This is a genomic window from Microbacterium sp. AB (genome assembly GCF_032878875.1).
GTDB classification, from domain to species: Bacteria; Actinomycetota; Actinomycetes; order Actinomycetales; family Microbacteriaceae; genus Microbacterium; species Microbacterium betulae.
Genome location: NZ_CP118157.1, coordinates 411015 through 436516, shown reverse-complemented (window position 1 = coordinate 436516; position 25502 = coordinate 411015). Strand labels below are relative to the sequence as shown.

The following is a 25502-nucleotide window of genomic DNA, read 5'->3' as shown; positions in this document are numbered from 1 at the left end:
CGATGCCCGGCGCAGCCGATCTGCTGCTGAACGCGGACGACGCCCTCCGTGCACGCTCGTCCCTGGTCTTCGTCGAGGTGGCGCCGTGGCGCGCGCCCGACGGACCGGGCCGGGGGTCGGGAAGCATCCCCGGCGCGGTGCGCACGAACGTCCGGGCGGACTTCGCGGGCACGCCGACGGCCTCCAGCGGCCATCTGCCCCTCCCCGACGCCGACGCCGTGCGCAGGCGTGCGGCGCGCTGGCGCGGACCGGAGCCGCGACGGATCGTCCTCTACACGCGGAATGCGGCGGAGCTCGCGTCGGCGACCCGCGCCTGGTTCACGCTGACGCACGCCGGCGTCCCCGACGTCTCGCTCCTGCACGGAGGGCTGCCGGCGTGGGTCGCGGCGGGCGGCGACGTCGGCACCCCGGCGAGGGACGCCGTCGGGGGCGAGGAGCGGGATCCCGGGCCCGTCGCCTCGTCGACGCCGCCGCTGCGCGTCCTCGACGCCGCCGAGGCCGCCGAGGTCGCGCGCCTCGGGACCCTGCTCGACGGGCGCCCCGCGAGCGCGTTCCACGGGCTGGTCGATCACCCGCGCACGGGGCACATCCCCGGTGCGGTGCACGCGCCGGCGCACGAGATCGTCGACGACGGCGGCCTGCTGCGTCCACCGGCGGAGCTGCGGAGATGGATGCTGGCGCGCCGAGCGCTCGGACGCCACGAGGTGGCGGCGTACTGCGGCGGCGGCGTCGCGAGCTCGGCGCTCGTCTTCCTCGGGGCCCTCCTGTCGCAGCCGGTCGCGCTCTACGTCGACTCGTGGTCCGGGTGGGAGAAGGATGCGAGCCTGCCTGTGGAGCAGGGCGTCCCGCACGCGCGGCCCGGCGCCCACGACCTCGACTGCCTCGAGGACGAGCCCGCGGCCTGACCGGTCTCCCGCCCCCTGGTTGCCCCGCCCCTCCTCAGCGACAATCCACCTGCACGGTCAGAATGCGCGCGCTGGACGCATTCTCGCGGGTGGGATGGATTGTCGCTGGCGATCGGGGCGGGCCGGGTCTGCTCGCGCTCACTTGCGCAGGCGGACGTCCCCGAAGAGCTTCGCGATGGGGGCGATGACGCGGTCCTTCACGAGGAACCAGCCGGACACCATCGCCACGAGCGACAGCGCGAAGATCCAGAACCCGGTCCAGCTGACGGCGTCCTGACCGGCGTACATGTGGTTGAGGTTGCGCAGCGCACCCGTGGCAAACACGAGGCCCACGTGCACGACGACGAACGCCACGAAGAAGAGCATCGTCGGGAAGTGCAGCGCCTTCGCCCACTCCAGCGGGAAGGCGCGTGTCAGGCGCTCGTTCCCCTTCGGCCAGAAGGCGCTGAGCCGGAAGCCCGTGACCGCGGCGACGGGGGCCGCGAGGAACGTCACGGCGAAGTAGCTCAGCTGCTGCAGCGCGTTGTAGTTCACCCATCCGTTGTGCGTCGGCCAATCGAGCGAGACGTACTGGATGAGCGCCGAGAGCGCGTTCGGGAAGACCTCCCAGCTCGTCGGCACGATCCGCGCCCAGTGACCGGTGGCGAAGAGCAGCACGACGAAAACGACCCCGTTGACGAGCCACAGGACGTCGATCGCGATGTGCGCCCAGAGCGCGAGGCTCATCCGGCGCTTCTTCACGCGCTTCGACGACCACAGCCCTCCCGCGACCTTCTCGCCCCGCACGCGGAGCCCAGACCGGATGACCAGCACGAGGAAGAACGCGTTGAGGAAGTGCGTCCACGACGCCCAGGCGGGGATGCCCGTCTTCACGAAGGAGGGGAGCTCGTACTCGCCGGGGTAGGCGCGGACGAAGTCCTGGACCGGCCCGAAGCTCGTCATCCAGCGCGAGGCGAAGACCGCCATGAGCGCGAGGACGACGAGCCCCGAGGCCGCGAGAGCGTAGGCAACCGCACGCGTCCAGGTGAGGCGCGGCCGGGAAGGTGTCACCTATGCATCATGCCAAGAACGACCGGATGATCGTTCATCGGGCTCGGAGGAACCCGTGCTCTCTCAGACGATCGCGTCGCGCAGCGCCTTGGCGGCCGCTGCGGGGTCCTCGGCGGAGTAGATCGCTCCGCCTGCGACGGCGACCTGCGCGCCTGCGCTCTGCACATCAGCGATCGTCGCGGTGCTCACGCCGCCCGCCACCGAGAACGGCACGTTCGACGCGGTTCCCGCCTCGAGCAGCGTGCCAAGGCTGAAGCCCGGCTGCGCCTGCTCGTCGAGGCCCGCGTGGAACTCGACGAACTCGGCTCCGAGCGCGTGCACCTCACGGGCACGGGCGGCCTTGTCGGCGACGCCGATGAGGTCGACGACCACGCCCTTGCCCTTGTCCTTCGCGACCGACACCGCACCCGCGATCGTCGAGTCGTCGGCCGTGCCGAGCACGGTCACGAGGTCCGCTCCGGCATCGAAGGCGATCTGCGCCTCGAGCGCGCCCGCGTCGGCCGTCTTCAGATCGGCGAAGACCGTCTTGTCGGGGTGTGCGTCCTTGACGGCGCGGATGACGCTGAGGCCCTCGCTCTTGATGAGCGGCGTCCCCAGCTCGATGATGTCGACGTAGGGCGCGACCTTTCCGGCCAGTTCGAGCGCGGCGTCCGTGCTGAGGAGGTCGATGGCGACCTGAAGCTTCGTCATGGGGTGTTTCCTTTCGATGGGATCTATTCGAGGTTCGCGTGGCGGGGCCAGAGGTCCTCCGCGGCCGTGCCGCTGCGCTGCCAGAGCGCCTGGAAGACGGCGTCGCCGACGAGCAGGACGGTCTGCTCGAACAGGCTGCCCGCGTACTGCTGCGACGCGGCGGAGCCGTGGTCGGTCTTGACGGCCGCGCGGACGCGCAGCACCACGTGCGCCGTCTGCGACAGCGGCGAGTCGGCTTCGGCGGTGATCGCGATGACGGTCACGCCCAGCTCAGCGGCCTTGCGCGCCCCACGGACGACGGTCTCGGTCGTCCCGGAGCCCGACGCCACGACGAGCGCATCGCCCTCGCGCACCGCGGGAGAGGTCGTCTCGCCCACGACGTGCGTCTCGAGGCCGAGGTGCATGAGACGCATCGCGAAGGCCTTCAGGGCGATGCCGGAGCGCCCTTGTCCGAGGACGAAGACGCGCTCGGCGCCGGCGATCGCATCCGCGACCGCGTCCAGCTCTGCGGGGTCCACACCTCGTGCGGCTTCGACGATCTCGTCGACGACAAGGGAAAGCGCTGCGGCGGACGTCTCAGACATGATGTCCATCGTCGTCGCGCGATACGGGTGGGCGCCATCACCCATTCGACCCGTTGTGCCACCCGAACGGGTGGTTATGGTCATGCGTCGTCACACGACTACCCTGATGTCGTGGCAGCCCACCTCTCCCCTCTCTCCCACACCAGCCCCGCGACGGCCGCGTCCGTGGCGGCCGTCGCCACGGCGACCCTCCCGGAGATCGCGCAGCGACTTCGACAGGCGCTGCGCGAGGTCGTGGGCCATCGCGCCCTGCTGATCTTCACGGAGGACTGCACGGGCCGCCCGCAGAAGAAGGCCGGCGACCCCGAGATCACCGAGCACGCCTCCATCCTCGAGCTCGAGGACGTGCGGCGGCGCCTCGCCTCGGGCGAGGACGTCCGCACCGCGCGGATCGGCGGACAGGACCGTCCCGTCCTCGCGCTCGCCGCACCGACCGGCGCGATCCTCGTGCTGTGCGAACCGGACGCGGAGGATGCGGCGGCGCTCGAGGACACGACGACCGCGAGCGCATACGTGCGGATCGTGTGGGAGATGGCCGCGACGCGGATCCGACAGCAGGTCTCGGACGCCAGCCCCGCATACCTCGTCGAGTCGCGCGCCGCGTCGGCCGAGCGGCTGCGGGTGACGACGGAGCTCACCGAAAGCCATGCGACCGATCTGGAGTCCCTGCTCGCCCTCCTCCGCAACACGGGGATCGACGACCGCCGAGCCCGCGCAGCCGCCGTCGAGCTCGCGACGACAGCACTCGTGCACGCGAAGACCCGCAGCGACGTCGTCGTCGCGCTCACCGAGGAGCCCGTCGCGAGCGCCTTCGAACGGCTCCGCGCAGACCTTCGCCCGCTCACCCGTTTCGGCAGGCTGGACGTGCAGTTCGTCGAACCGCCGGCGGACGGACGCGCCCTGCCCGGAGAGGTCGCCCATGCCGCTCGCGCCATCGTCCGCAGCGCCGTGCTCGCCTTCAACGATCAGCCCGACACGACGCGCGTCCGCATCCAGTGGGACTGCGACGGGACGAACCTCCTCATCAAGCTGCGCGACGACGGAGCGGGCGCACTCGACGGCTCCGTCGCGGAACTGCGGCAGGTGCAGGCGCGCGTCTCGATCCTCGGCGGCCGCGCCGAGCTGACGGGCGTGCCGGGCTGGGGGTCGGAGATCGACGTGACGCTTCCCCTCGACGCTCCCCCTCCTGCGACCTCCGGCTGGGATCTCGCCCCGCGCGAGCGGGACGTGCTGCGCCTGATCGCGGCGGGGCAACGGAACCGCCAGATCGCGACGACGCTGGGCATCAGCGAGAACACGGTCAAGTTCCACACGAGCCACCTCTACCGGAAGCTCGGCGTGTCGTCCCGCGCCGCAGCGGCCGCAGCGGCGATCGCCTCGGGCCTGCGCTGACCGGACGAGACCGAGGCCCGCGTAACGCCGATGTAAACATCGGGTCTCCCTCGTCGACGCGCTCTTGCCGGAGCATGCGGGAGCCCGTAGCGTGTTGCGCGATCTACACGTCGTTGCGAATAGAGCAACACCATGTCGAGTCGAGGTGATCCGTGGCCGAGCTCTCCCCCCTCGCCGCACAGCCGCGCGTCGTGATCGTCGGGCTCGGGGTGGTGGGCTCGGCCCTCGCCGACGAGCTCACCCTGCGCGGCATCGCCGACGTGACCGTGTTCGACCAGGGGCCGCTCTACGTCACGGGCGGGTCGTCGTCCCACGCCCCCGGTTTCGTCTTCCAGACCACCGCCGACCGCACCATGACGAGGCTCGCCGCGCGCACGCTCGACAAGCTCGACGGCGTCCGGCTCGACGGGCAGTGGCTCGTCAAGCGCGTGGGCGGCCTGGAGATCGCGACCACGCCCGAGCGCCTCCACGACCTCCGGCGACGTCACGGGCTCGCCTCGTCGTGGGGCGTGCCCTCCTCCCTCGTGGATGCCGACGAGTGCGCGAGGCTCTGGCCGGGCCTCGACCCGGCGTCCGTGCTCGGCGGCTTCCTCACCCCCACCGACGGCGTCGTCAAGTCCGTGCCGGCCGTCCGCTGGCAGGCCGAGCGGGCCGCGGACAGGGGCGCCCGCATCGTCGGGTCGACGCGCGTGGTCGGCATCGCGAGGAAGGGCGGCCGGGTCACGGGCGTCGAGGTCGTCCCCGTCCCCTCCCGCGATGCGGCCCCCGAGCACGTGCCCGCCGACGTCGTCGTGTCCTGCGCCGGCCTGTGGGGTCCGGGCATCTCGCGCGACGTGCTCGGGTTCGAGCTCCCGATGCAGCCGATGGAGCACGGCTTCGGCCACAGCGGGCCCGTGCCGTCTCTGGCCGGGCGGAACACCCCGCTCGACGAGACGTCGCGGCCCATGCTGCGCCATCAGGACTTCTCCCTCTACCTGCGCGAATACGTCGACCGCATCGGCGTCGGCGCCTACAACCACCGCCCCATCCCGCTCGAGCAGTCGCAGATCGCATCGGCGGACGAGTTCGCCGCGACCGGCGTGCACCCGGCCATGCATCCGCTCACCTGGGACGACTTCGCCCCGTCGTGGGAGGAGGCGAGGCGGCTGCTGCCCGAGCTGCGCGACGTCGCCTTCGACACGGGATTCAACGGCATCTTCTCGTTCACGCCCGACGGCGGCCCCCTGCTCGGCCCCGTGCCGGGGACGGAGGGGGTCTGGCTCGCGCAGGCCGTCTGGGTCACGCAGTCCGCGGGCGTCGCGCAGGTCATGGCCGACTGGATCGTCTCCGGCGACCCCGGCATCGACACCCACGGCCTCGACCACTCGCGCTTCGATCCGGCGCTCGTCAGCCGCGCGTTCACACGCGAGCGGGCGGAGGAGGCGTACGACGAGGTCTACGACATCCGCCATCCCCACCGGCCGACGGCACGACTGCGCGGGCTGCGCACGAGCCCGTTCCATCCGCGCCACGTCGCGCAGGGCGCCGTGTTCGGCGAGGGCGGCGGATGGGAGCGGCCCCTCTGGTTCGAGGCGAACGCGCACCTGCTCGACGGGCTCACGACGGTTCCGGCACGGGACGCGTGGGCGGGCGAGGGCTGGTCGCCCATCGCGGCCGCCGAGGCGCACGTCACCCGCACCGCCGTCGCGCTGTACGACCTCTCCCCCCTCCCCCGGCTCGAGGTGGAGGGCCCCGGGGCCACGGAGCTCCTGCAGCGCCTCCTGACGAACGACGTCGACGTCGCGATCGGGCGCGTCGTCTACGGCCTCCTCCTCGACGACCGCGGCGGCATCCTCTCCGACGTCACCGTCACGCGCCTGGGCGAGGAACGGTACCTCGTCGGGACGAACGGCGAGCCCGACCGCGTCCGTCTCGTCGAGCATGCGCCCCCGGGGGTGTCCGTCCGGCCGGCGTCCCCCGGAGGCTGCGGCATCGGCCTGTGGGGGCCTCGCGCGCGGGAGGTCCTGCAGCGCGTGACCGACGACGACGTCTCGCACTCCGGCTTCGGGTACTTCCGCGCCCGGTCGATCCGCGTCGCCGGGGCACCCGTGCTCGCCCTCCGCGTGAGCTACGTCGGAGAGCTCGGATGGGAGCTGTACACGACGGCCGATCACGGCCTGTACCTCTGGGACACGCTCTGGGAGGCGGGGCAGCCCTCCGGCGTCATCGCGGCGGGACGACGCGCGTTCAACTCCCTGCGGCTTGAGAAGGGCTACCGCGCGTTCGGCGCCGACATGAACCGCGAGCACACCCCCGAGGAGGCCGGGCTCGGCTTCGCCGTGCGGATGGGCAAGGCCGGTTTCGTCGGCAGGGACGCGCTCGCGACCCGCGCCGCGCCGCGCCGGCTCGTGCCGCTCGTCCTCGACGACCCCGCACGCGTCGTGCTCGGCGGCGAGCCCGTGTACGCGGCCGACGAGACCGCCGCGGTCGGGTACGTCGCGAGCGCCGACCAGGGGTACACGATCGGCGCGTCGATCGCCTACGCCTGGCTCCCCGCCCGCCTGGCCGAGCCCGGGACGCGGCTCGAGATCGAGTACTTCGCCGAACGGCAGGCGGCGACGGTGCGGGCCGAGCCGCTGTTCGACGCGGAGATGACGCACATCCGCCGCTGAGCCGAGGAGGGAGGAGCGCACCGATGGAGCACTACGACGTCATCGTCCTCGGCGTCGGATCGATGGGAGGCGCCGCGGCGAACAGCCTCGCCGGGCGCGGCGCACGCGTTCTCGGGCTCGAGACGTTCGCGCCCGGGCACGATCAGGGAGCCGCGCACGGCGGGACCCGCATCGTCCGGCAGTCGTACTTCGAGAGCCCGGAGTACGTGCCGCTGCTGCGACGCGCCTACGAGGGATGGCGCCGGCTCGAGGAGGAGTCGGGTCGCGCGATCATGGAGCTCTGCGGAGGCGTCTACATCGGCGACCCGGACGACGTGACGTTCACGGGCAGCAGGAGCGCCGCCGAGCTGCACGGCCTCGCCCACGAGATCCTCGACGCGGAGGAGATCCGGCGCCGGTTCCCGACCATGGACCCCGCCGACGACGCGATGGCCGTCTACGAGGCGAACGCCGGCTACGTGCGCCCGGAGGAGACGACCATCGCGAACGCCGAGGTCGCGGCGCGCAAGGGCGCCGCGCTGCGGTTCCACGAGCCCGTCACGCACTGGCAGGCGACGCCGGGCGGTGGCGTGGAGGTCGTCACGACGCGGGGCGCCTACGGGGCGGACAGGCTCGTCGTCACGCCCGGGCCGTGGGCGCCGCAGATCCTGCCCGAGCTCGGCCTGCCCCTGGCCATCGACCGGATGGTCTTCTACTGGTTCGCGCCGGAGGACACCGATCGGGTGCCGTACGAGAGCTACAGCGACGCGCGCCATCCGGTCTACATCGAGGAGACGCACGGCAACGGGCAGATCTACGGCTTCCCCATGACCGACGGGCCGCGCGGCGGCCTCAAGCTCGGGTACTTCCGCAGGGGCACGCCGACGACGCCGCAGACGATCGACCGCACCGTCCACGACGACGAGGTCGACGACATGCGCCGGCGCGCGCTGCAGCTGTTCCCCCGGCTGACGGGGGAGCTCGTCCAGGCCAAGACGTGCCTCTACTCGGTCACCCCCGACGAGCACTTCGTCATCGGCGCCCACCCGCTGCACGAGCAGGTGCAGATCGCGTGCGGCTTCAGCGGGCACGGCTTCAAGTTCGTGCCCGTCGTCGGCGAGATCCTCGCCGACCTCGCGCTCACCGGCTCCTCGTCGCTGCTGCCGACGACGCTCTTCGACCCGCTGCGTCCCGCGCTTCAGCGCGGGAGGGCGGCGAGCGCCTCGTCGTAGAGGGCGACCGCCTCGGCCACCTCGTCGTCGGTGACGACGCAGGGCGGCACGACGTGGATGCGGTTGTCCTGCACGAACGGCAGCAGGCCGCGGCCGACCAGGTCCTTCTTGAGCGCCGCCATCGCGGCGTCCGGCAGCGGCTCTCGCGTCGCGCGGTCGGCGACGAGCTCGATCGCCCAGAACACGCCGTCGCCGCGCACCTCTCCCACGACCTCGTGTCTCTCGGCGAGCTCCGCGAGGGCGGGGGCGATCGCATCGTCGCCGACGCGGCGGGCGTTCTCCACGATCCCCTCGTCCTCCATCGCGTCGAGGGCCGCGACGATGGACGCCGCCGCCAGCGGGTGCCCCGAGTAGGTGAGGCCGCCCGGGAAGACCCGCTCGTCGAAGCCCGCGGCGATCTCGTCGGAGATGATGACGCCGCCCACGGGCACGTAGCCGGAGTTGACCCCCTTCGCGAAGGCGATGAGGTCGGGGACGACGTCGTGCCCTTCGAAGGCGAACCAGCGCCCCGTGCGGCCGAAGCCGGCCATCACCTCGTCGAGGACGAGCACGATGCCGTACCGGTCGCAGATCGCGCGCACCCCGGCCAGGTACCCGGGCGGCGGGACGAGGACGCCGGCGGTCCCGGGCACCGACTCGAGCAGGACCGCGGCGACGGATCCCGGGCCCTCGGCCTGCACGACGCGCTCCAGGTGGCGGAGCGCCCGCTCGGACTCCTGCTCGGGCGTGGTGGCCCAGAACTCGCTGCGGTAGAGATAGGGGCCGAACACGTGGACGTGCCCGCGGGCGTACTCGTTCGGGACGCGCCGCCAGTCGCCCGTGGACACGATCGCCGCGCCGGTGTTGCCGTGGTACGAGCGGTAGGCCGACACGACCTTGTCGCGCCCCGTGTGCAGCCGCGCCAGGCGGATCGCGTTCTCGTTGGCGTCGGCGCCCCCGTTGGTGAAGAAGACCTTGCGGAAGCCCTCCGGGGCGCGGGCGACGATGCGCTTCGCGGCCTCGCCGCGGGCGAGGTGCGCGGTCGACGGCGCGACGGTGGCCAGCTGCGCCGCCTGCTCCTGGATCGCGCGGACCACGACGGGGTGCTGATGCCCGATGTTGACGTTGACGAGCTGGCTGGAGAAGTCGAGATAGGTCCTGCCTGCGTGGTCCCAGACACGGGTCCCCGACCCGCCCGCGATCACGAGCGGGTCGAGCGCCCCCTGCGCCGCCCAGGAGTGGAACACGTGCGCGCGGTCGAGGTCGTGGGCGAGCGCGTCGAGCGACGAGTCGGCGCCGGTCGACGGATCTGTGCCGGTCATGGATGGGTGCCTCTCCTGAGGGGCCGGCGGTCCCGCGAGGCCGCCGGCCCGGATGTGGTGTCCCCGATCGGGACGACGTCAGCTGCCGCCCTCCTGCAGCTCGACCTCGAGGGGGGCGAAATCGTCTCCCGTGAGATCGAGGCCTTCGCCCTCGAGGGCGTCGAGCGCCTCCTGGATGTACTCGTTCGAGTACGCCGTCGCGGGCGGCTCCGCGGTGATGAGGCGCGCACCGGTCTCGTTGACGGCGGCGAGTGCGGCCGAGACCGTGCGATCCCACGCCGTCTCGTCGACGACGCCCACGCCGTCCGGCGAGGGCCAGATGAGCTTGTTCGTCTCGTTCATCATCCACAGCTCGTGGCTCGGGCCCCAGCCCGACCCCTGGGCGATCGTGGTCTCGGCGGCCTCCTCCGGGTCGTCGCGCGCGAAGACCCATCCCTTGACGACGGCCTTGAGGAACGAGACGGCGGTCTCGGCGTATGCGGCGTCGCTCTCGAGCCGCTCGGCGTCCGCCCAGACGGCGTCCTGCAGCATGGCGCCCGTCGTGTCCTCGTAGCTGATGACGGTGAAGTCCTCGGGCCGGTAGAGCTCTCCCGTGTCGGGGTCGACCGTCTCCAGCAGCTGCGCGTACTCGTTGTAGGTCATCGCCTGCGCCGCGTCGATGTCGCCCTGCAGGAAGGCGTTCATGTTGAAGTCCTGCGTGATGATCTGCACGGTCGACGCGTCCAGACCCTCGTCGGCCATCGCCGCGAAGATCTCCCACTCGTTCCCGTAGCCCCACGAGCCGATGCGCTGGCCCTCGAAGTCGGCGACCGATTCGATGCCCGAGTCGGCCCAGGAGACCTGCAGGGTGCCCGAGCGCTGGAAGATCTGCGCGATGTTGGTGAGGTTCGCGCCGGCTTCGATCGATCCGAGCACCTTGGGCACCCACGCGATCGCGAAGTCGGCGTCGCCGTTCGCCAGGGCGTCCTGCGGGACGATGTCGCCGCCGGACGGGACGATCTCCACCTCGAGCCCCTCCTCGGCGAAGAAGCCCTGCTCGACGGCGGCGAAGTAGCCGGCGAACTGCGCCTGCGGCAGCCACTGCAGCTGCAGGACGACCGGTGTCAGCTCCTCCCCGGCGCTGTCGGTCCCTCCCCCGTCGCCGGAGCAGGCGGAGAGGACGAGGAGGGCCGGGACGGCGAGGGCGCCTGTCGCCCTGCGGCGACGTGTGCTGTGGCTCATGTCATTCCTTTTCGGGTTCGTGTGCGACGGGGTGGTGCGGATGGATGCGGACCGGACGGCGCGAGCGGACGGCCGGCGTCACGACGTCGCTCCGGACGGGATGCGTCGCAGCACGAGACGCTCGAGCAGCGCCGTGACGAGGAAGAACGCGAGGCCGATGACGATGCCGGCCACGACGTACGCCCAGGCCCGCGCGTACGCGCTCGTGGCCGCCGAGGTCGAGATGAAGCTGCCCAGGCCCCCGCGCGGCCCGCCGAAGTACTCGGCCACGAGCGCCGAGATGACCGCGAGGGAGCTCGCCAGGCGGATGCCGGTCATCAGATGGGGCACGGCGGAGGGGAGGGTCACGAAGCGGAAGGCCTGCGCGCCCGTGGCGGCGTAGGCGTGCAGGAGCTCGCGATGGATGGGCCGTGCCTGGCGCAGGCCGCGAAGCGCGTTGACGAAGACCGGCACGAAAGCGGCGAGCGCCGCGATCGCCTGCCGGCCGAACTGGCTGTCGGCGCCGAACATCGAGTTGAGCACGGGGGCGAGCGCGACGATCGGGACGACCGCGAGCGCCGCGACGACGGGAGACGCCATCGCGTCGACGGCGTGCCAGCGCGAGGCCAGGGCGGCGAGCGTCACCGCGACGACCATGCCGACGACGAGCCCCACGAGCGCGTTCGCTCCCGTCACGGCGGCGGCTCCCGCGATGGCCGGGGCGAACGCGACGAGCTCTCCGACGATCGCGGCGGGGCTGGGCAGCAGATAGTCGGAGACGCCCACCACGCTCACGAGGAACTGCCACAGCCCGAGGCCCACGACCCCGAGCGCGATAGGGGCGAGGATGCGCAGGCCCTGCTGCGCCGTCGGCGAGGGAGCGGAGGAGAGCGTCATCGGCGCTCCCGCCCTCGCCCAGGGACGGGAGCGCCGTGCAGCGCCTCGCGCACCGCGGTGACGCGCTCGAAGAAGCGCGGCGACTCGCGCAGGGCGTCGTCGCGGGCGACGTCGGCGCCGAGACCCGTCCCGACGATGTCCGTGATCCGCCCCGGCCGGGGCGACATCACCACGACGCGGTCGGAGAGGAAGACCGCCTCGGGGATCGAGTGCGTCACGAACACGACGGCGGCGCCCGTCTCGGCGGCGATGCGCGAGAGCTCGGTCTGCATCCGCTCGCGCGTCATCTCGTCGAGCGCCCCGAACGGCTCGTCCATCAGCAGCAGCCGCGGCCGCTCGGCCAGCGCCCGCGCGATCGCCACACGCTGCTGCATCCCGCCGGACAGCTGGTCGGGGTGGCGGTCGGCGAAGTCGGCGAGGCCGACGAGGTCCACGAGGTCGCCGACGCGCGCGCGGCGCTCGGCGGCGGGGACGCCGTGAAGCTCGAGGGGCAGGCCGATGTTCGCGGCGACGGTGCGCCAGGGCAGCAGGCCCGCCTGCTGGAAGGCGATGCCGTAGTCCTGATCGCGCCGGGCGCGCGAGGCCGGCTTCCCGAAGACCTGCACCGAGCCCGAGGTCGGCGAGTCGAGGTCGGCGATCAGGCGCAGGAGGGTCGACTTGCCGCACCCGGACGGGCCGATCAGCGACACGGACTCGCCGGCGCGCACGGTCAGCGAGACGTCGTCGAGGGCGTGCACCTCGCCGCGCCTTCCCGGGAAGACCTTGGACGCCCCGGCGACGGAGACCGCGTCGGCGACGTCGTGCGCGTCGGCGATCGTCATGTCGCCTCCCCTCGCCGGTAGTCCTTCAGCAGCAGACCGAGCATCGCCGCCGCTCCCGCCGCCACGAGCCCCAGCGCGACGGCGCCGAAGATCGGCCCCCACGCCTTCGCCGGGTCGCCCGAGGCCTGGCCCGCGAACTGGATGAGCACACGGCCGATGCCGCCCTGCATCCCCGTCGAGACCTCGGCGACGACCGCGCCGACGACCGCGTTCGCCGCGGCCAGCCGCAGCGCCGGCAGCAGGTGGGGCACGGCGGCGGGCAGGCGCAGCGCGACGAGCGTCCTCCAGTATCCGGCGGCGTAGGCGTGCATCAGCTCGACGTGGATCCGGTCGGGCGACTGCAGCCCCCTCAGCGCGCCGAGGGCGATCGGGAAGAACGCGAGATACGACGCGATGAGGGCCACCGACATCCAGTCCTGCCACTCGAACGCGCCGATCTCGATCCGCGCGCCCCAGCCCCGCACGATCGGAGCGAACGCGATCAGCGGCACGGTCTGGCTGAGGACGATCCAGGGGAGGACGCTCCACTCGGCCAGCCGCCAGCGCTGCATGACGAGGGCGAGCCCGAGGCCCACCACGACCCCGATCAGCCAGCCGGCGGCGGCGATGCCGAGGGTCGTCAGCGCGGCGAGCGCGACGGCGACCCACAGCGCGGGCGCGCCCTCGGAGCGGGTGACGGGCTCCAGCAGCCGGACCGCCATGTCCCACGCGTGGGGCATCGCGAGATCCGTCGTGCGCGGCAGCACCCGCGCCCCGCCGATCACGACGCCGTCGTCGGGGCCCAGCAGCTTGTAGCCCTCCCACACGGCGACGATCAGCAGCACGCCGGCCGCTCCCCATCCCCAGGCGCTCGCCCGGCGGCTCCCGCCGGGCCGACGGGGCGGCGCCGGCGCACCGGGCTCGATCGTCGCCGCGCTCATCTCTTCGCCGTGATGCTCTCGGTGAGGGCGGGGATGACGGTCTCGCCGTACACCCGAAGGGTCTCCTCCTTGTTGTCGTGCTGGAGGTAGCCCGCGAACTGGGTGACGCCGATCTCCTGCAGCGCGCGGAGCTTGGCGATGTGGTCGTCCGCCGTGCCGAGCACGCAGAACCGGTCGACGACGGCGTCGGGCACGAAGTCGACGTGGTCGTTGTCGGATCGGCCGTGCGAGTTGTAGTCGTAGCCCTCGCGGTCCGCGATGTAGTCGGCCAGCTCCTTCGGGATGGCGCCATCGGCGCCGTACTTGGCGACGATGTCGGCGACGTGGTTGCCGACCATGCCGCCGAACCAGCGGCACTGGTCGCGCATGTGCTCCTCGTCGTCGCCGATGTACATGGGGCCCGCGACGCAGAACGAGAGCGACTCGGGGTCGCGGCCGGCCGCCGCGGCGGCGTCCTTCACGGTCGCGATCATCCAGGAGGCGATGTCGACGTCGGCGAGCTGCAGGATGAAGCCGTCGCCGACCTCGCCGGCGACCTGGAGCGCCAGCGGGCCGTAGGCGGCGACCCACACCTCCAGCGACGAGCCGCGGCTCCATGGGAACTGCAGCGTCGCGCCGTTGTGCGCGACCGGACGCGAGTTGCCGAGCTCGCGGATGACGTGGATCGACTCGCGCAGCTCCCTCAGCGTCGTCGGCCTGCCGTTGAGGACGCGAACGGCCGAGTCGCCGCGGCCGATGCCGCAGATCGTGCGGTTGCCGTACATCTCGTTGAGGGTCGCGAACACCGACGCCGTCACCGTCCAGTCGCGGGTGGCCGGATTGGTCACGAACGGGCCGACCGTGACGCGCCGGGTCTCGGCGAGGATCGCCGCGTGGACGACGTACGGCTCCTGCCACAGCAGGTGCGAGTCGAAGGTCCACACGTGGCTGAAGCCGTGCGCCTCGGCGAGCTTCGCGAGCTGCACGGTGCGCGCGGCGGGAGGATCGGTCTGGAGGACGACTCCGAAGTCCATGCGCGGCTCCCTAGACGAGGTACTGGCTGAGGCCGCGCTTGATGTAGCGGCCGTCGCCCCGGGCGCCGAGGTAACGTCCGCCGTCGACGACGACCTTGCCGCGCGACAGCACGGTGTCGACGTGCCCGTCGATCTCGAAGCCCTCCCACGCCGAGTAGTCCATGTTCATGTGGTGCGTCCTTCCCTCGCCGACGCCGATCGAGGTGTGCCCGTCCGGGTCGTAGACGACGACGTCGCCGTCGGCTCCGGGCTGGATGACGCCCTTCTTCCCGTACATGCCGAACATCCGCGCGGGCGTCGTGCTGGTGAGCTCGACCCAGCGCGGCAGGGTGATCTGCCCCGTCACGACGCCCTGGTACATGAGGTCGACCCGGTGCTCGACGGAGCCGATCCCGTTGGGGATCTTCGAGAAGTCGCCGATGCCCATCTCCTTCTGGTCCTTCATGCAGAACGGGCAGTGGTCGGTCGAGACCATCTGGATGTCGTTCGTGCGCAGGCTCTGCCACATGCGCTGCTGATGCCCCTCGTGCTTCGAGCGCAGCGGCGTCGAGCACACCCACTTGGCGCCCTCGAAGTCCCCCCATTCCTCGCTCGACGCGCCGAGCTGGTCCTCGAGGGAGAGGTGGAGATACTGCGGGCACGTCTCGCCGAAGACGTTGAGCCCCCTGTCCCGGGCGGCGGCGATCTGCGCGACCGCCTGCTTCGCGCTGACGTGCACGACGTAGAGGGGAGCCCCGGTCAGGTCGGCGATCATGATCGCCCGGTGCGTCGCCTCCTCCTCCGCCTGCCACGGCCGCGTCGTGCCGTGGAAGTACGGGGTGGTCTTCCCCTCCGCGAGCGCCTGCTGCACGAGGACGTCGATCATCGCGCCGTTCTCGGCGTGCATCATCATCATCGCCCCGTTGTCGGCGCCCTTCTGGAACGCCCGCAGGATCTGCCCGTCGTCGGAGAGGAACACGCCCTTGTAGGCCATGAAGAGCTTGAAGCTCGTCACGCCCTCGGCGATGAGCTCGTCCATCGCGGTGAGGCTCGCGTCCTGCACGTCCGACAGGATCTGGTGGAACCCGTAGTCGACGGCGCAGTTGCCCGCGGCCTTCTCGTGCCACAGGTGGTACTGCTCCAGGATGCTCTGCTCGGGGTACTGCACGACGAAGTCGACGATCGAGGTCGTGCCGCCGAACGCCGCCGCGCGCGTGCCCGTCTCGAACGTGTCGGAGGCGTTCGTGCCGCCGAAGGGCATCTCCATGTGCGTGTGCGCGTCGACGCCTCCCGGGATCACGTACTTGCCCGCCGCGTCGATCACGGCGTCGACGGACCCGGCCAGGTCGTGGCCGAGCAGCGTCGAGCCGGGTGCGAGCACGGCGGCGATCGTCTCCCCGTCGATGAGGACGTCGGCGGCGCCGGTCCCGGTCGCGTTGACGACGGTGCCGTTCGCGATGAGCGTGGTGGTCATGATGTGCTCCGCTCGCTCAGGGGGCCGTGATCTCGCCGTAGGAATCGGGCCGGCGGTCGCGGTAGAACTGCCAGTCGTCGCGCATCTGCCGCACGAGGTCGAGGTCGAGGTCGCGGATGAGGATCTCCTCGTGCTCGCCCGAGCCGAGCTCCCCGACGTGGTTGCCGCGCGGGTCCACGATCTGGCTCTTGCCGTAGAAGTCCACCGCCTCGTCGCCGTACTCGTTGTCCTCGAGCCCGACGCGGTTGGGCGCGAGCACGAAGTACCCGTTCGCGACGGCGGCAGCCGGCTGCTCCACCTCCCACAGCCGGTTCGACAGGCCGGGCTTGGTGGCGTTCGGGTTGAAGGCCATGTGCGCCCCGTTCAGGCCGAGCTCGCGCCAGGCCTCGGGGAAGTGACGGTCGTAGCAGATGATGACGCCGACCTTGCCGACGGCGGTGTCGAAGACGGGATAGCCGAGGTTGCCGGGGCGGAAGTAGAACTTCTCCCAGAACTTCTCGACGTGCGGGAGGTGGTGCTTGCGGTATTTCCCGAGGATCGTGCCGTCGGCGTCCACCACCACGGCCGTGTTGTAGTACACGCCGGTCTGCTCCTCCTCGTAGATGGGGAGGATGGTCACGAGGCCCAGCTCCTTGGCCAGCGCCGCGAACCGCTGCACGATCGGGCCGTCGGCCGGCTCCGCGTAGCGGTAGTACTTCTTGTCTTGCGTGATGCCGAAGTACGGGCCGTAGAACAGCTCCTGGAAGCAGATGATCTGCGCGCCCTCGGCCGCCGCCTCCCGGGCGAACCGCTCGTGCGTGTCGAGCATCGACTCCTTGTCGCCCGTCCACGTGGTCTGCGTGATCGCTGCGCGAACCGTCGTCATCGTCGCCTCCTGGTCTCGGATCCGGTGAGGATCGCCTGTCATGGAGGACCCGCCGCCGCCCCGGGGACCGGGCGCGGGCCGACGAGCCGGCCTCTTTGTGTTATTCTTCCGGCTGAACATTTCTCTTCGGTTTCGGCCTGTGACGTGACCGTTAAGCCTCCGGACCGGTGCGCGCAGGAGGGGAGCCCACGTGCAGAGGATCGACGCGGAGTTCCCCGACCGCACCCCGCAGGGCATCGCCGGGGTGCTCGCTCGCCTCGTCACCGATGGCGTGCTCGCCCCGGGCGACCGGCTCCCCACGGTGCGCGAGATCGCCTCCGTCCTCTCGGTCAGCCCGGCCACCGTGAGCGCCGCCTGGCAGGCGCTCGCCCGGGCGGGGGTCATCGTCTCGCGCGGGAGGGCGGGCACCTTCGTGCGCGAGACGCCCCGCGATTGGCTCACGCCGCGCATCCAGGGGATGAGCGGCGGCGGCGAGCCGCGGCTCGACCTGTCGCTCGGCACGCCCGATCCCGCGCTGCTGCCGGCACTCGGACCGGCCTTCTCCCGCGTCTCGCCGCGCGCCGAGGCGGGGCGCTACCGCGACCTGCCGGTCCTCCCCGCGCTCGGCTCCCTGCTCGAGGCGATGTGGCCGTCGCGCGCCGAGACGATCACGGTGGTCGACGGGGCGCTCGACGGGATCGACCGCACGCTGGGGCAGCTCGTGCGGTTCGGGGATCGCGTCGCGGTGGAGTCGCCCGGCTTCCCCCACTTCCTCGACCTGATCGAGGTCCTCGGCGCCGAGCCGGTGCCGCTCGCGCTCGACTCCGAGGGGGTCACGCCCGCGTCCCTCGCCGCCGCCCTCGCCCGCCGGCCCGTCGCCGTGCTCGTGCAGCCGCGCGCGCAGAACCCCACGGGGGCGTCGATGACGACGGATCGCGCGCACGAGCTCGCCCGCGTCATCGCGGCCTCCCGCGACGGCGACCGCGTGGTCGTCGTCGAGGACGACCACTCCGGCCCCATCGCCGACGCCCCCGACGTGACCCTCGGCACGTGGCTGCCCGAGCAGGTCGTGCACGTGCGCAGCTTCTCGAAGTCGCACGGCCCCGACCTGCGCCTCGCCGCCGTCGGCGGGCCGGCGCGTATCGTCGAGCGCGTGGTCGCGCGCCGCATGCTGGGGCCGGCGTGGACGTCGAGGCTGCTGCAGGCCGTGCTGGTCGACCTGCTGACCGACCCCGCCTCGGCGGAGGTCGTGCGCGCGGCGCGGCGCGCGTACCGCGATCGCGCGGGGGTCCTCGCCGACGCGCTGGGCGCCCGCGGGGTGGACGTCGGCCGCCCCGACGGGCTCAACCTGCGGCTCCCGGTGGCCGACGAGCGCGCGGCGCTCGTGCACCTGGCCGCCGCGGGCATCGGCGTCGCCGCGGGGACGCCGTTCGTCGTCGGAGCGGAGTCCGCCGCGCCGTTCGTGAGGGTGACCGCCGGGGTCGTCGCCGAGGGCGCGGCGGCGATCGCATCGGTCCTCGCAGAGGCCGCCGCGCTGTCCGAGGGGGAGCGCGCCGCCCGGCCCTAGGAGGCGTCCGCCGCGGCGGCCGACGGCGGACCGCACGTATGCTCGGGGCCATGTCGAGGGTGGGGTCGATCGTCGTTCGCGTCGAGGACATCGCGTCGCAGACGCGATTCTGGTCCGCGGCCCTGGACTACGTCGCGCGCGAGCCCGCCTCGACGGATTTCGTGGTGTTGCGGCCCCGGAACGGGGCGGGACCGAACATCTCCCTGGACGCGCTTCCGTCCGAGCGGGTGCTCCCGCCCCGGATGCATCTCGACCTGTACGCGCGGGATCGGGCCGCCGAGGTGCGGCGCCTCACCGCCCTGGGCGCGCGCGAGGTGCACGGGGACCGGAGACCCGCGGACGCGGACTACATCATCATGGAGGACCCGGAGGGGAGCCGGTTCTGCGTCGTCGACGCCGCCGACTGACCCCGCCGTTGGCCGGAGGGGGATCGGCGGGGAAGTCCGGTCTCACCTCACGACGGCGACGACGCCTCTCCGCCCTCGTCGACGACCGCCGCCTCCACCTCGACCGTGCTGAGCTGGAACGGCTCGCCGGCGTGCGTCTCCACGCCGCTCGCGACGCTCTCGACCAGCAGGTGGCGGGCCAGGTCTCCCCGGATCACGAGGGGGTCGCGCGCGAGATCGCGCCACAGCGCGACGCACAGCACGAGCATGACGACCACGAACGGCACCGCCGAGACGATCGTGATGTTCTTCAGCCCGTTCAGAGCCGCTGCGGGGTCGTCGCCGCCGGCGAGCAGCATGACCGCAGCGACCGCTCCGGTCGAGACGCCCCAGAAGATCACGGTCTTGCGGGTCGGGTCCTCGGCGCCGTTCTCGCTCAGCGAGCCCATGACGATCGACGCGGAGTCGGCTCCGGTGACGAAGAAGATCGCGATGAGCACGGCGGCGAGGACGAAGAGCGCGACCGTCGCCCACGTCGGGAACGGCAGGGCGTCGAGGAGGGTGAACAGAGCGGTGTCGAAGTCGATGTCGGGAACGCCGCCGACCACGTCCACGAGCGCCGCGCCGGTGTCGCCCGCCTCCTCCGCCCGCTCCTGGAGGCCGATCGCCCCGCCGCCGAAGACCGTGAACCAGATCGTCGAGACGAGGGAGGGGACCAGCAGCACCCCGGTGACGAACTGCCGGATGGTCCGCCCGCGCGAGATGCGCGCGATGAACAGCCCCACGAAGGGCGTCCACGAGATCCACCACGCCCAGTAGAAGACCGTCCACCCCGACATCCACTCGGCGAGCGAGGCGTCGCCGGCGACCGCCGTCCGCGATGCCATCTCCGGCAGGTTCCCGACGAACGCGCCGATCGCGTCGGGCAGGACGTTGAGGATGAACAGCGTCGGGCCGCCCACGAAGACGACGAGCGCCAGCACGACCGCGAGCAGCATGTTGATGTTCGACAGCCACTGGATGCCGCGCTCGATCCCGGAGACGGCGGAGGCGACGAACGCCGCCGTGAGGACCGCGATGACGATCACGAGCAGGGGCGTGCCCGCCTCGGGCAGCAGGCCGGCGTAGGCGATGCCGCCGCCGATCTGCAGGGCGCCGAGCCCGAGCGAGCACGCCGAGCCGAACAGCGTGGCGATGATCGCGAGGACGTTGATGACGCGCCCTCCCGCGCCGTCCACGACGCGCGGGCCGAACAGGGACGTGAACATGGACGAGAACAGCTGGCTGCGCCCGAGCCGGTAGGTGCCGTACGCCATGCCGAGGCCGACGATCGCGTACATGGCCCACGGGAACAGGGTCCAGTGGAAGAGCGTCTGGCCCATCGCGACGCTCAGCGCCTCGGGGGTCTGCCCCTCGACCGTGCCGGGCGGGGGCGAGACGTAGAAGTACAGCGGCTCGGCGACGCCGTAGAAGACGAGGCCGATGCCCATGCCCGTCGCGAACATCATCGCGATCCACGACGACGTGCGGTACTGCGGCGTGTCGCCGTCGCGGCCGAGCGGGACGCGGCCGAAGCGTCCGAGGGCGACGACGAGCACGAACACCGTGAACACGGACGCGGCGATGACGAAGAGCCAGCCGAGCGTGTCCATCGTCCACGACAGCGCACTCGATGCGACGGCGCCGAGCCCCGACGGGGCGGACACGCCCCAGGCGACGAAGGCGACGGCGATGACCGCCGCGGCGCCGAAGACGATCCTGTCGACGCCCGTGCGACGCGGACGGGGCGCATCGGCGCCGCCGGCGTCCCTGAGCGAGGTCAGGAGGCTTCGGGTGGTGTCGCGGTCGCTCACGGTCGCAACGCCTCGACGAGCCACTGGTGGAAGAAGGCGATGTGGTGCTCCGCCGGGACGAGCGCGCCGCCCGTGCGGTAGAGACGCGACGACATCGCGGGCTGGGTCTTCTCGCACGCGTCGAAGTCCTGCAGGTTGACCCGGTCGAACAGCTCCACCGACTTCGAGACGTCCCTGGCGGAGTCCACCACCTCCGGCAGGAACAGCCAGTCGCACTCGACGTAGGTGGACGACTCGCTGACCGGGAACATCCGGTGGACGATGACGTGGTCCGGGACCATGTTGACGAAGACGTTGGGCCGGATGGTGATGGCGAAGTACCGCCGCTCCTGGCCGGGGGCGATGAGCGGCAGCTCGGCCGCCCCGGCCGACCCGTCGACCGTGAAGCCCTCGATGCCCTCGCCGAACTCGGCGCCGAGGCCCACGTTCGTCTGCGCGGCCCAGCCCTCGGCGAACTCGGGGATCACCTGCGTGAGCTCCGGATGGATGGTCGCGCAGTGGTAGCACTCCATGAAGTTCTCGATGACGAGCTTCCAGTTCGCATGGACGTCGTACGCGATCCGTCTGCCGATCGCGAGGTTCTCGACCTGGTAGCGGTCGAGGCTCTCCACCTCGCCGAGACGGTTCACCACCTCGCTCAGCACCGTCTCCTCGAACGACGGCGCCTCCTCCGCCGTGCACACCCAGACGTATCCGAGCCACTCGCGGACGTGGATGCGCCGCAGGCCGTAGTCGTCGCGGTCGATGTCGGGCATCCGGGTGAGGTTGGGCGCGGCGATCAGCCTCCCGTCGAGGTCGTACGTCCACGCGTGATAGCCGCACTGGAAGGTGCGCCGCGTGCCCGCCTCCTCCGTGCACACGCGCATGCCGCGGTGGCGGCAGACGTTGAAGAACGCCCGGACCTCGCGCCTGCGGTTGCGCGACACGATGAGCTGCTCGCGGCCCACCTGCACGAGCCTGTAGTCGCCGGGGTCCGGGATGTCGCTGCCGTGGACGACGCAGAACCAGGACTGCTCGAAGATGCGCTCCTGCTCCTGTGCGAACACGGCGGGGTCGGTGTAGTAGCCGCCCGCCAGCGTGGGCAGCAGGGAGCCGGGAAGCGGGTTGTCCAACTGCTCGATGATCATCGTGCGTGCCCTCTCCTGAGCTCGAACGGGACGGTTCTCATGCGGCCGCGACCTGCGGGGAGGGCGAGGCGACGGCGCGGTGCGTCTTGCGCCAGCGCATCATGAGGCGGGGCTGGTCGATGCCGAACGCGGCGACCTCCTCGCCGCGGGAGTCGCGGTAGACGAGGAGCGGGTCGCCCGCCGCGACGTCGCCCGCGGCGACCGAGACCGTCTCGTCGCCGCGGAGGCGCCCGGCGAACTGCACTCTCGCGCCGTGCTGGTCGCTCCACACATAGGGAGGCTCCCCCGACGCCGCGGCCGTCCCGGGGGCGACGATGTCTTCGGCCGCGCGCGAGGCCTGCTCCCGCGCGAGCGTCCAGTGCCCGCAGGAGACCTCTCCCCAGGCGGCGCAGTCTCCGGCGGCGTGGATCCCCGGGGCCGCACGCCCCCGGTCGTCGCACGCGACGGCTCGCCAGGGCGTGAGGGCGAGACCGCTGCCCGCGAGCCAGCCGGTGGACGGGACGGCGCCGATCCCCGCGACGACCACCGACCCCTCCGCCACGCGCCCGTCGCCCAGCCGCACGCCGACAGGGCGACCGTCCGGGGAGCGCTCGACGCCGACGACGCGCACGCCCGTCACGAAGCGCACGCCGGAGCGTTCGTGCAGCCCGCGCACGGCGGCGCTCGCCTCGGCGCCGAACCGGCGCAGCGGAGACGTATCGGCGCAGACGACCGTCACGGACGCCGCGCCGGCGGCGATCGCGGCGGCGGCGACCTCGAGGCCGACGAATCCCGCCCCCGCGATCACGACCTCGGCTCCGGGGACGAGCGCCGCACGCAGGGCGTCGGCGTGCTCCCTCGTCCCGAGCACGTGCGCCGGCGCGCCGGACGGCGCACCCGGCAGCTCGGGCAGTTCCCGCGGCGACGCCCCCACGGCGAGGACGATCTCGTCCGCTCCCAGCACGCTTCCGTCGGAGAGCGCGAGGGCCCGGGTGCCGGCGTCCAGTCCGACGGCCGCGACGCCGAGACGCCATCCGACGCCGATCTCCTCGTCGCCCTCCAGCGCGATGCCCGCCGCGTCGAGCTCGCCCGAGAGGTAGGCCTTGCTGAGCGGGGGACGGTCGTACGGCCGGTGCGCCTCGGCGCCCACCACGACGATCTCCCCCTCGTGGCCCGCCGCACGAAGGGTGCGCGCGACGGTGTAGCCGGCGAGCCCGGCGCCGACGATCGCGACGCGGGGCATCAGTACACCACCCCGGGAGGAAGGTTCGGCTCCGCGGTGGAGAGCTCGACGAAGACCTCCCCGTCGATCACCTCGACCTGATGCGCCCTGACGCCGCGCGTCGCCGGCGGGGCGTCGACCTCGCCCGTCCGCAGCGAGAACGTGCTCGCGTGCAGGGGGCACTCGACGCGGCCGCCTTCGACCCATCCCTCCGCGAGGGATGCGTCCTGATGGGTGCACGTGTCGTCGAGCGCGCACACCTCCCCCTCGGAGGTCAGGAACACCGCGATGGGAGGGGAGACGGCATCGATGCGGATGCCCTCGTCGTCGGTCAGTTCGTCCAGCGAGCAGATGCGCAGCATGCGATCGGAGCCTCCCCCGTCCCAGGATGTGAACGTGTTGTGTATTACGCACGATTTCGCGTATTGCACAACACATTGGGAGCGCACCAGAACGCTGTCAAGAGGAACGCGACCAAACGACCCGAGGAATTCACGGACCCGAAACAGACGCCGACACGCGATCGACGCGAGGGGGCTCAGGCCGGGTCGCCGGCCGAGCCCAGCCGGGCGCTCAGATGCTGTGCGTGACGGCGCAGCACCGCGACGATGCCGGGGAACCCGTCGGGAGACATCCGGAAGCTCGGCGCCGTCACGCTCAGCGCCGCGACGACTCCGCCCGCGCGATCGCTCACGGCGACGGCGACCGCGTTCGTGTCCGACTCCCACTCCTCGACGGCGGCGGCCCAGCCGCGGTCGCGGATCTCCTCGAGACGCGTCTCGAGCTCCGCCGCATCCGTGACGGTGTGCGGGGTGAAGGCCTCGAGCGAGCCCGACAGCGTCGATCGCAGGACATCGGCCGGCGCGTGCGCGAGGAGGATCTTGCCGGTCGACGTGGCGTGCAGCGGCGTGCGCCGCCCGACGTACTGCTGCGTCACCGCGACCAGGCGCGTCCCCGTGGTCTGGCAGATGTTGACGGCGGCGCCGTCGTCGAGGATCGCGACGTTGCTCGTCTCGTTGAGCTCGTCCGTCACCTCATCGCAGACGAGCTGCGCCTCCTTGACGAGATCGGTGCGGGCCTCGACCTGGCCCGAGAGACGGAGCACGCCGAACCCGAGCCGGTAGGTGCCGCGACGGCTCTCCTGCTCGACGTAGTTGTGCGACTCCAGCGTCGCCAGCAGCCGGAACGCCGTCGAACGGTGCACCCCGAGTTCTCGCGAGATCTCGCTGACGCCCAGCGACGGCGCCTCGGCGAGCAGGTTCAGGATCTGCAGCGCCCGGTCCACGGACTGCACCGAGCCGTCCTGCGACCTCTGATCCCCCACGACCACCATCCTAGGGGCGTGCCCGCCCGGCCATCGCGGCGCGGGCGGGCACGGAGGGCTCAGGCGAGACGGGTCTTCGGCGACACCGAGTACGTGTCCTCCGGGTCGTCGTTCACGACGCCTTCGAGCGCCTGCTCGATGGCGGCGAGGACCCCCGGCTCGAGCGTCACGCCCGACGCCTTGACGGTGTCGGCGAGCTGCTCGGGGCGCGACGCCCCCACGAGCGCCGCGGCCACATTGGGGTTCTGCAGGACCCACGCGATGGCGAGCTGCGGAAGCGTGAGCCCCAGGTCGGCCGCGATCGGCTTGAGGTTCTGCACGGCCGTGAGCACCTCGTCGCGCAGGAGGCTCTTGATGAACCCGGCGCCGCTCTTCTCGTCGGTCGCGCGGCTGCCCGCAGGCACGGGCTGTCCCGGCAGGTACTTCCCGCTCAGCACGCCCTGCGCCATGGGAGACCAGACGATCTGCGAGATGCCCAGCTCCTCGGAGGCGGGCACGACCTTGCCCTCGATCACCCGGTGGAGCAGGGAGTACTGCGGCTGGTTCGAGACGAGCTGGACGCCGAGCTCCTTCGCGAGAGCGTGCCCCTCGCGCAGCTGCTCGGCCGTCCACTCGGAGACGCCGATGTACAGCGCCTTGCCCTGACGGACGACGTCGGCGAACGCCTGGAACGTCTCCTCCAGCGGGGTCTCGTAGTCGAACCGGTGCGCCTGGTAGAGGTCGACGTAGTCGACGTTCAGGCGGCGCAGCGACCCGTGGATGCCGTCGAGGATGTGCTTGCGGCTGAGGCCGGTGTCGTTCGGCCCCTTGTGCCCGATGGGGAAGTAGACCTTCGTGAAGATCTCGAGCCCCTCGCGGCGCTGTCCCTTCAGCGCCTCGGCGAGCACCTCCTCCGCGGCGGTGTTGGCGTACGTGTCCGCGGTGTCGAAGGTGGTGATGCCGGCGTCGAGCGCGGCGTGCACGGTGGCGATCGCCGCATCGTTCTCGACCTGCGAGGCGTGGGTGACCCAGTTGCCGTACGTGATCTCCGAGACCTTGAAGCCGCTGTTGCCGAGATAGCGATAGTTGACCATGTGCCCACGCTAGCGGGCCGCGCCCGCGGCGCGGGCCGA

23 protein-coding genes are annotated in these 25502 nt (G+C 72.0%); 6 read left to right on the top strand and 17 right to left on the bottom strand.

Going from position 1 to position 25502, the window contains the following annotated elements:
* Positions 1-2 precede the first annotated feature (2 nt).
* Positions 3-905, top strand: a complete 903-nt coding sequence (locus N8K70_RS01975; RefSeq protein WP_317139941.1) for a sulfurtransferase — start codon at positions 3-5, stop codon at positions 903-905.
* 138 nt (positions 906-1043) lie between these two features.
* Here N8K70_RS01975 and N8K70_RS01970 read toward each other — a convergent pair whose 3' ends face one another.
* The 3 genes from N8K70_RS01970 to hxlB form a co-directional block, all read right to left on the bottom strand.
* Positions 1044-1955 carry a cytochrome b/b6 domain-containing protein gene (locus N8K70_RS01970; RefSeq protein ID WP_317139940.1) on the bottom strand — a complete coding sequence of 304 codons (912 nt, stop codon included), beginning with the start codon at positions 1953-1955 and terminating at the stop codon, positions 1044-1046.
* Between the two features lie 63 nt (positions 1956-2018).
* A complete protein-coding gene (hxlA, locus tag N8K70_RS01965; RefSeq protein ID WP_317139939.1) occupies positions 2019-2645 on the bottom strand; it encodes a 3-hexulose-6-phosphate synthase in 627 nt (208 codons plus the stop codon).
* A 23-nt stretch (positions 2646-2668) separates the two neighbouring features.
* The gene (hxlB, locus tag N8K70_RS01960) at positions 2669-3238 is read right to left on the bottom strand and encodes a 6-phospho-3-hexuloisomerase (protein WP_317139938.1); all 570 of its coding nucleotides are present in this window, start codon (positions 3236-3238) and stop codon (positions 2669-2671) included.
* Between the two features lie 102 nt (positions 3239-3340).
* Here hxlB and N8K70_RS01955 point away from each other — a divergent pair, with 102 nt between their 5' ends.
* The 3 genes from N8K70_RS01955 to solA all read left to right on the top strand — a co-directional run bounded on the left by N8K70_RS01955 (position 3341) and on the right by solA (position 8483).
* Positions 3341-4621 carry a helix-turn-helix transcriptional regulator gene (locus N8K70_RS01955; protein WP_317139937.1) on the top strand — a complete coding sequence of 427 codons (1281 nt, stop codon included), beginning with the start codon at positions 3341-3343 and terminating at the stop codon, positions 4619-4621.
* Positions 4622-4773: 152 nt separating this feature from the next.
* Positions 4774-7272, top strand: a complete 2499-nt coding sequence (locus tag N8K70_RS01950) for a GcvT family protein (RefSeq protein ID WP_317139936.1) — start codon at positions 4774-4776, stop codon at positions 7270-7272.
* A 23-nt stretch (positions 7273-7295) separates the two neighbouring features.
* On the top strand, positions 7296-8483 hold the full coding sequence (gene solA, locus N8K70_RS01945) for an N-methyl-L-tryptophan oxidase (RefSeq protein ID WP_317139935.1): 1188 nt from the start codon (positions 7296-7298) through the stop codon (positions 8481-8483).
* Here the strand turns inward: solA and N8K70_RS01940 are convergent.
* From N8K70_RS01940 to N8K70_RS01905, 8 genes are all read right to left on the bottom strand, one after another.
* Entirely contained in the window at positions 8450-9784 is a 1335-nt protein-coding gene (locus N8K70_RS01940; RefSeq protein WP_317139934.1) for an aspartate aminotransferase family protein, read from the bottom strand. The genes solA and N8K70_RS01940 overlap by 34 nt on opposite strands.
* A gap of 78 nt (positions 9785-9862) precedes the next feature.
* The gene (locus N8K70_RS01935; RefSeq protein WP_317139933.1) at positions 9863-11005 is read right to left on the bottom strand and encodes an ABC transporter substrate-binding protein; all 1143 of its coding nucleotides are present in this window, start codon (positions 11003-11005) and stop codon (positions 9863-9865) included.
* 78 nt (positions 11006-11083) lie between these two features.
* Positions 11084-11881 carry an ABC transporter permease gene (locus N8K70_RS01930; protein ID WP_317139932.1) on the bottom strand — a complete coding sequence of 266 codons (798 nt, stop codon included), beginning with the start codon at positions 11879-11881 and terminating at the stop codon, positions 11084-11086.
* Positions 11878-12702, bottom strand: a complete 825-nt coding sequence (locus tag N8K70_RS01925; RefSeq protein ID WP_317139931.1) for an ABC transporter ATP-binding protein — start codon at positions 12700-12702, stop codon at positions 11878-11880. The genes N8K70_RS01930 and N8K70_RS01925 overlap by 4 nt, the downstream gene beginning before the upstream one ends.
* Complete coding sequence (locus N8K70_RS01920; protein WP_317139930.1) at positions 12699-13622, bottom strand: ABC transporter permease; 924 nt, start codon at positions 13620-13622, stop codon at positions 12699-12701. The genes N8K70_RS01925 and N8K70_RS01920 overlap by 4 nt, the downstream gene beginning before the upstream one ends.
* Positions 13619-14635, bottom strand: coding sequence for a TIGR03842 family LLM class F420-dependent oxidoreductase (locus N8K70_RS01915; RefSeq protein ID WP_317139929.1), 1017 nt, complete (start codon positions 14633-14635; stop codon positions 13619-13621). Before N8K70_RS01915 ends, N8K70_RS01920 begins: the two co-directional genes overlap by 4 nt.
* Positions 14636-14645: 10 nt before the next feature.
* Entirely contained in the window at positions 14646-16088 is a 1443-nt protein-coding gene (gene hydA, locus N8K70_RS01910; RefSeq protein WP_317139928.1) for a dihydropyrimidinase, read from the bottom strand.
* A 16-nt stretch (positions 16089-16104) separates the two neighbouring features.
* On the bottom strand, positions 16105-16953 hold the full coding sequence (locus tag N8K70_RS01905; RefSeq protein ID WP_317139927.1) for a nitrilase-related carbon-nitrogen hydrolase: 849 nt from the start codon (positions 16951-16953) through the stop codon (positions 16105-16107).
* 190 nt (positions 16954-17143) lie between these two features.
* Between N8K70_RS01905 and N8K70_RS01900 the strand changes: the two genes are divergently transcribed.
* A complete protein-coding gene (locus tag N8K70_RS01900) occupies positions 17144-18499 on the top strand; it encodes an aminotransferase class I/II-fold pyridoxal phosphate-dependent enzyme (protein WP_317139926.1) in 1356 nt (451 codons plus the stop codon).
* A gap of 50 nt (positions 18500-18549) precedes the next feature.
* Positions 18550-18906: a VOC family protein gene (locus N8K70_RS01895; protein WP_317139925.1), complete on the top strand. Its 357-nt coding sequence runs from the start codon at positions 18550-18552 to the stop codon at positions 18904-18906.
* A gap of 47 nt (positions 18907-18953) precedes the next feature.
* Here the strand turns inward: N8K70_RS01895 and N8K70_RS01890 are convergent, their stop codons facing one another.
* From N8K70_RS01890 to N8K70_RS01865, 6 genes are all read right to left on the bottom strand, one after another.
* On the bottom strand, positions 18954-20738 hold the full coding sequence (locus N8K70_RS01890; protein ID WP_394357793.1) for a BCCT family transporter: 1785 nt from the start codon (positions 20736-20738) through the stop codon (positions 18954-18956).
* Complete coding sequence (locus tag N8K70_RS01885) at positions 20735-21865, bottom strand: aromatic ring-hydroxylating oxygenase subunit alpha (protein ID WP_317139924.1); 1131 nt, start codon at positions 21863-21865, stop codon at positions 20735-20737. The genes N8K70_RS01890 and N8K70_RS01885 overlap by 4 nt, the downstream gene beginning before the upstream one ends.
* Before the next feature lie 37 nt (positions 21866-21902).
* Complete coding sequence (locus N8K70_RS01880) at positions 21903-23087, bottom strand: NAD(P)/FAD-dependent oxidoreductase (RefSeq protein WP_317139923.1); 1185 nt, start codon at positions 23085-23087, stop codon at positions 21903-21905.
* The gene (locus N8K70_RS01875; protein WP_317139922.1) at positions 23087-23428 is read right to left on the bottom strand and encodes a bifunctional 3-phenylpropionate/cinnamic acid dioxygenase ferredoxin subunit; all 342 of its coding nucleotides are present in this window, start codon (positions 23426-23428) and stop codon (positions 23087-23089) included. Before N8K70_RS01875 ends, N8K70_RS01880 begins: the two co-directional genes overlap by 1 nt.
* 176 nt (positions 23429-23604) lie before the next feature.
* Positions 23605-24390: an IclR family transcriptional regulator gene (locus N8K70_RS01870; protein ID WP_317139921.1), complete on the bottom strand. Its 786-nt coding sequence runs from the start codon at positions 24388-24390 to the stop codon at positions 23605-23607.
* A 59-nt stretch (positions 24391-24449) separates the two neighbouring features.
* Complete coding sequence (locus tag N8K70_RS01865; RefSeq protein ID WP_317139920.1) at positions 24450-25463, bottom strand: aldo/keto reductase family protein; 1014 nt, start codon at positions 25461-25463, stop codon at positions 24450-24452.
* Positions 25464-25502 lie beyond the last annotated feature (39 nt).

Coding starts and splice junctions, on each gene's coding strand:
- N8K70_RS01920 (WP_317139930.1), bottom strand. CDS start 13,622: ATGAGCGCGGCGACGATCGAGCCCGGTGCGCCGGCGCCGCCCCGTCGG.
- N8K70_RS01880 (WP_317139923.1), bottom strand. CDS start 23,087: ATGCCCCGCGTCGCGATCGTCGGCGCCGGGCTCGCCGGCTACACCGTC.
- N8K70_RS01885 (WP_317139924.1), bottom strand. CDS start 21,865: ATGATCATCGAGCAGTTGGACAACCCGCTTCCCGGCTCCCTGCTGCCC.
- N8K70_RS01935 (WP_317139933.1), bottom strand. CDS start 11,005: ATGAGCCACAGCACACGTCGCCGCAGGGCGACAGGCGCCCTCGCCGTC.
- N8K70_RS01895 (WP_317139925.1), top strand. CDS start 18,550: ATGTCGAGGGTGGGGTCGATCGTCGTTCGCGTCGAGGACATCGCGTCG.
- N8K70_RS01865 (WP_317139920.1), bottom strand. CDS start 25,463: ATGGTCAACTATCGCTATCTCGGCAACAGCGGCTTCAAGGTCTCGGAG.
- N8K70_RS01975 (WP_317139941.1), top strand. CDS start 3: ATGCCCGGCGCAGCCGATCTGCTGCTGAACGCGGACGACGCCCTCCGT.
- N8K70_RS01925 (WP_317139931.1), bottom strand. CDS start 12,702: ATGACGATCGCCGACGCGCACGACGTCGCCGACGCGGTCTCCGTCGCC.
- N8K70_RS01915 (WP_317139929.1), bottom strand. CDS start 14,635: ATGGACTTCGGAGTCGTCCTCCAGACCGATCCTCCCGCCGCGCGCACC.
- hxlB (WP_317139938.1), bottom strand. CDS start 3,238: ATGGACATCATGTCTGAGACGTCCGCCGCAGCGCTTTCCCTTGTCGTC.
- solA (WP_317139935.1), top strand. CDS start 7,296: ATGGAGCACTACGACGTCATCGTCCTCGGCGTCGGATCGATGGGAGGC.
- N8K70_RS01905 (WP_317139927.1), bottom strand. CDS start 16,953: ATGACGACGGTTCGCGCAGCGATCACGCAGACCACGTGGACGGGCGAC.
- hydA (WP_317139928.1), bottom strand. CDS start 16,088: ATGACCACCACGCTCATCGCGAACGGCACCGTCGTCAACGCGACCGGG.
- N8K70_RS01875 (WP_317139922.1), bottom strand. CDS start 23,428: ATGCTGCGCATCTGCTCGCTGGACGAACTGACCGACGACGAGGGCATC.
- N8K70_RS01930 (WP_317139932.1), bottom strand. CDS start 11,881: ATGACGCTCTCCTCCGCTCCCTCGCCGACGGCGCAGCAGGGCCTGCGC.
- hxlA (WP_317139939.1), bottom strand. CDS start 2,645: ATGACGAAGCTTCAGGTCGCCATCGACCTCCTCAGCACGGACGCCGCG.
- N8K70_RS01940 (WP_317139934.1), bottom strand. CDS start 9,784: ATGACCGGCACAGATCCGTCGACCGGCGCCGACTCGTCGCTCGACGCG.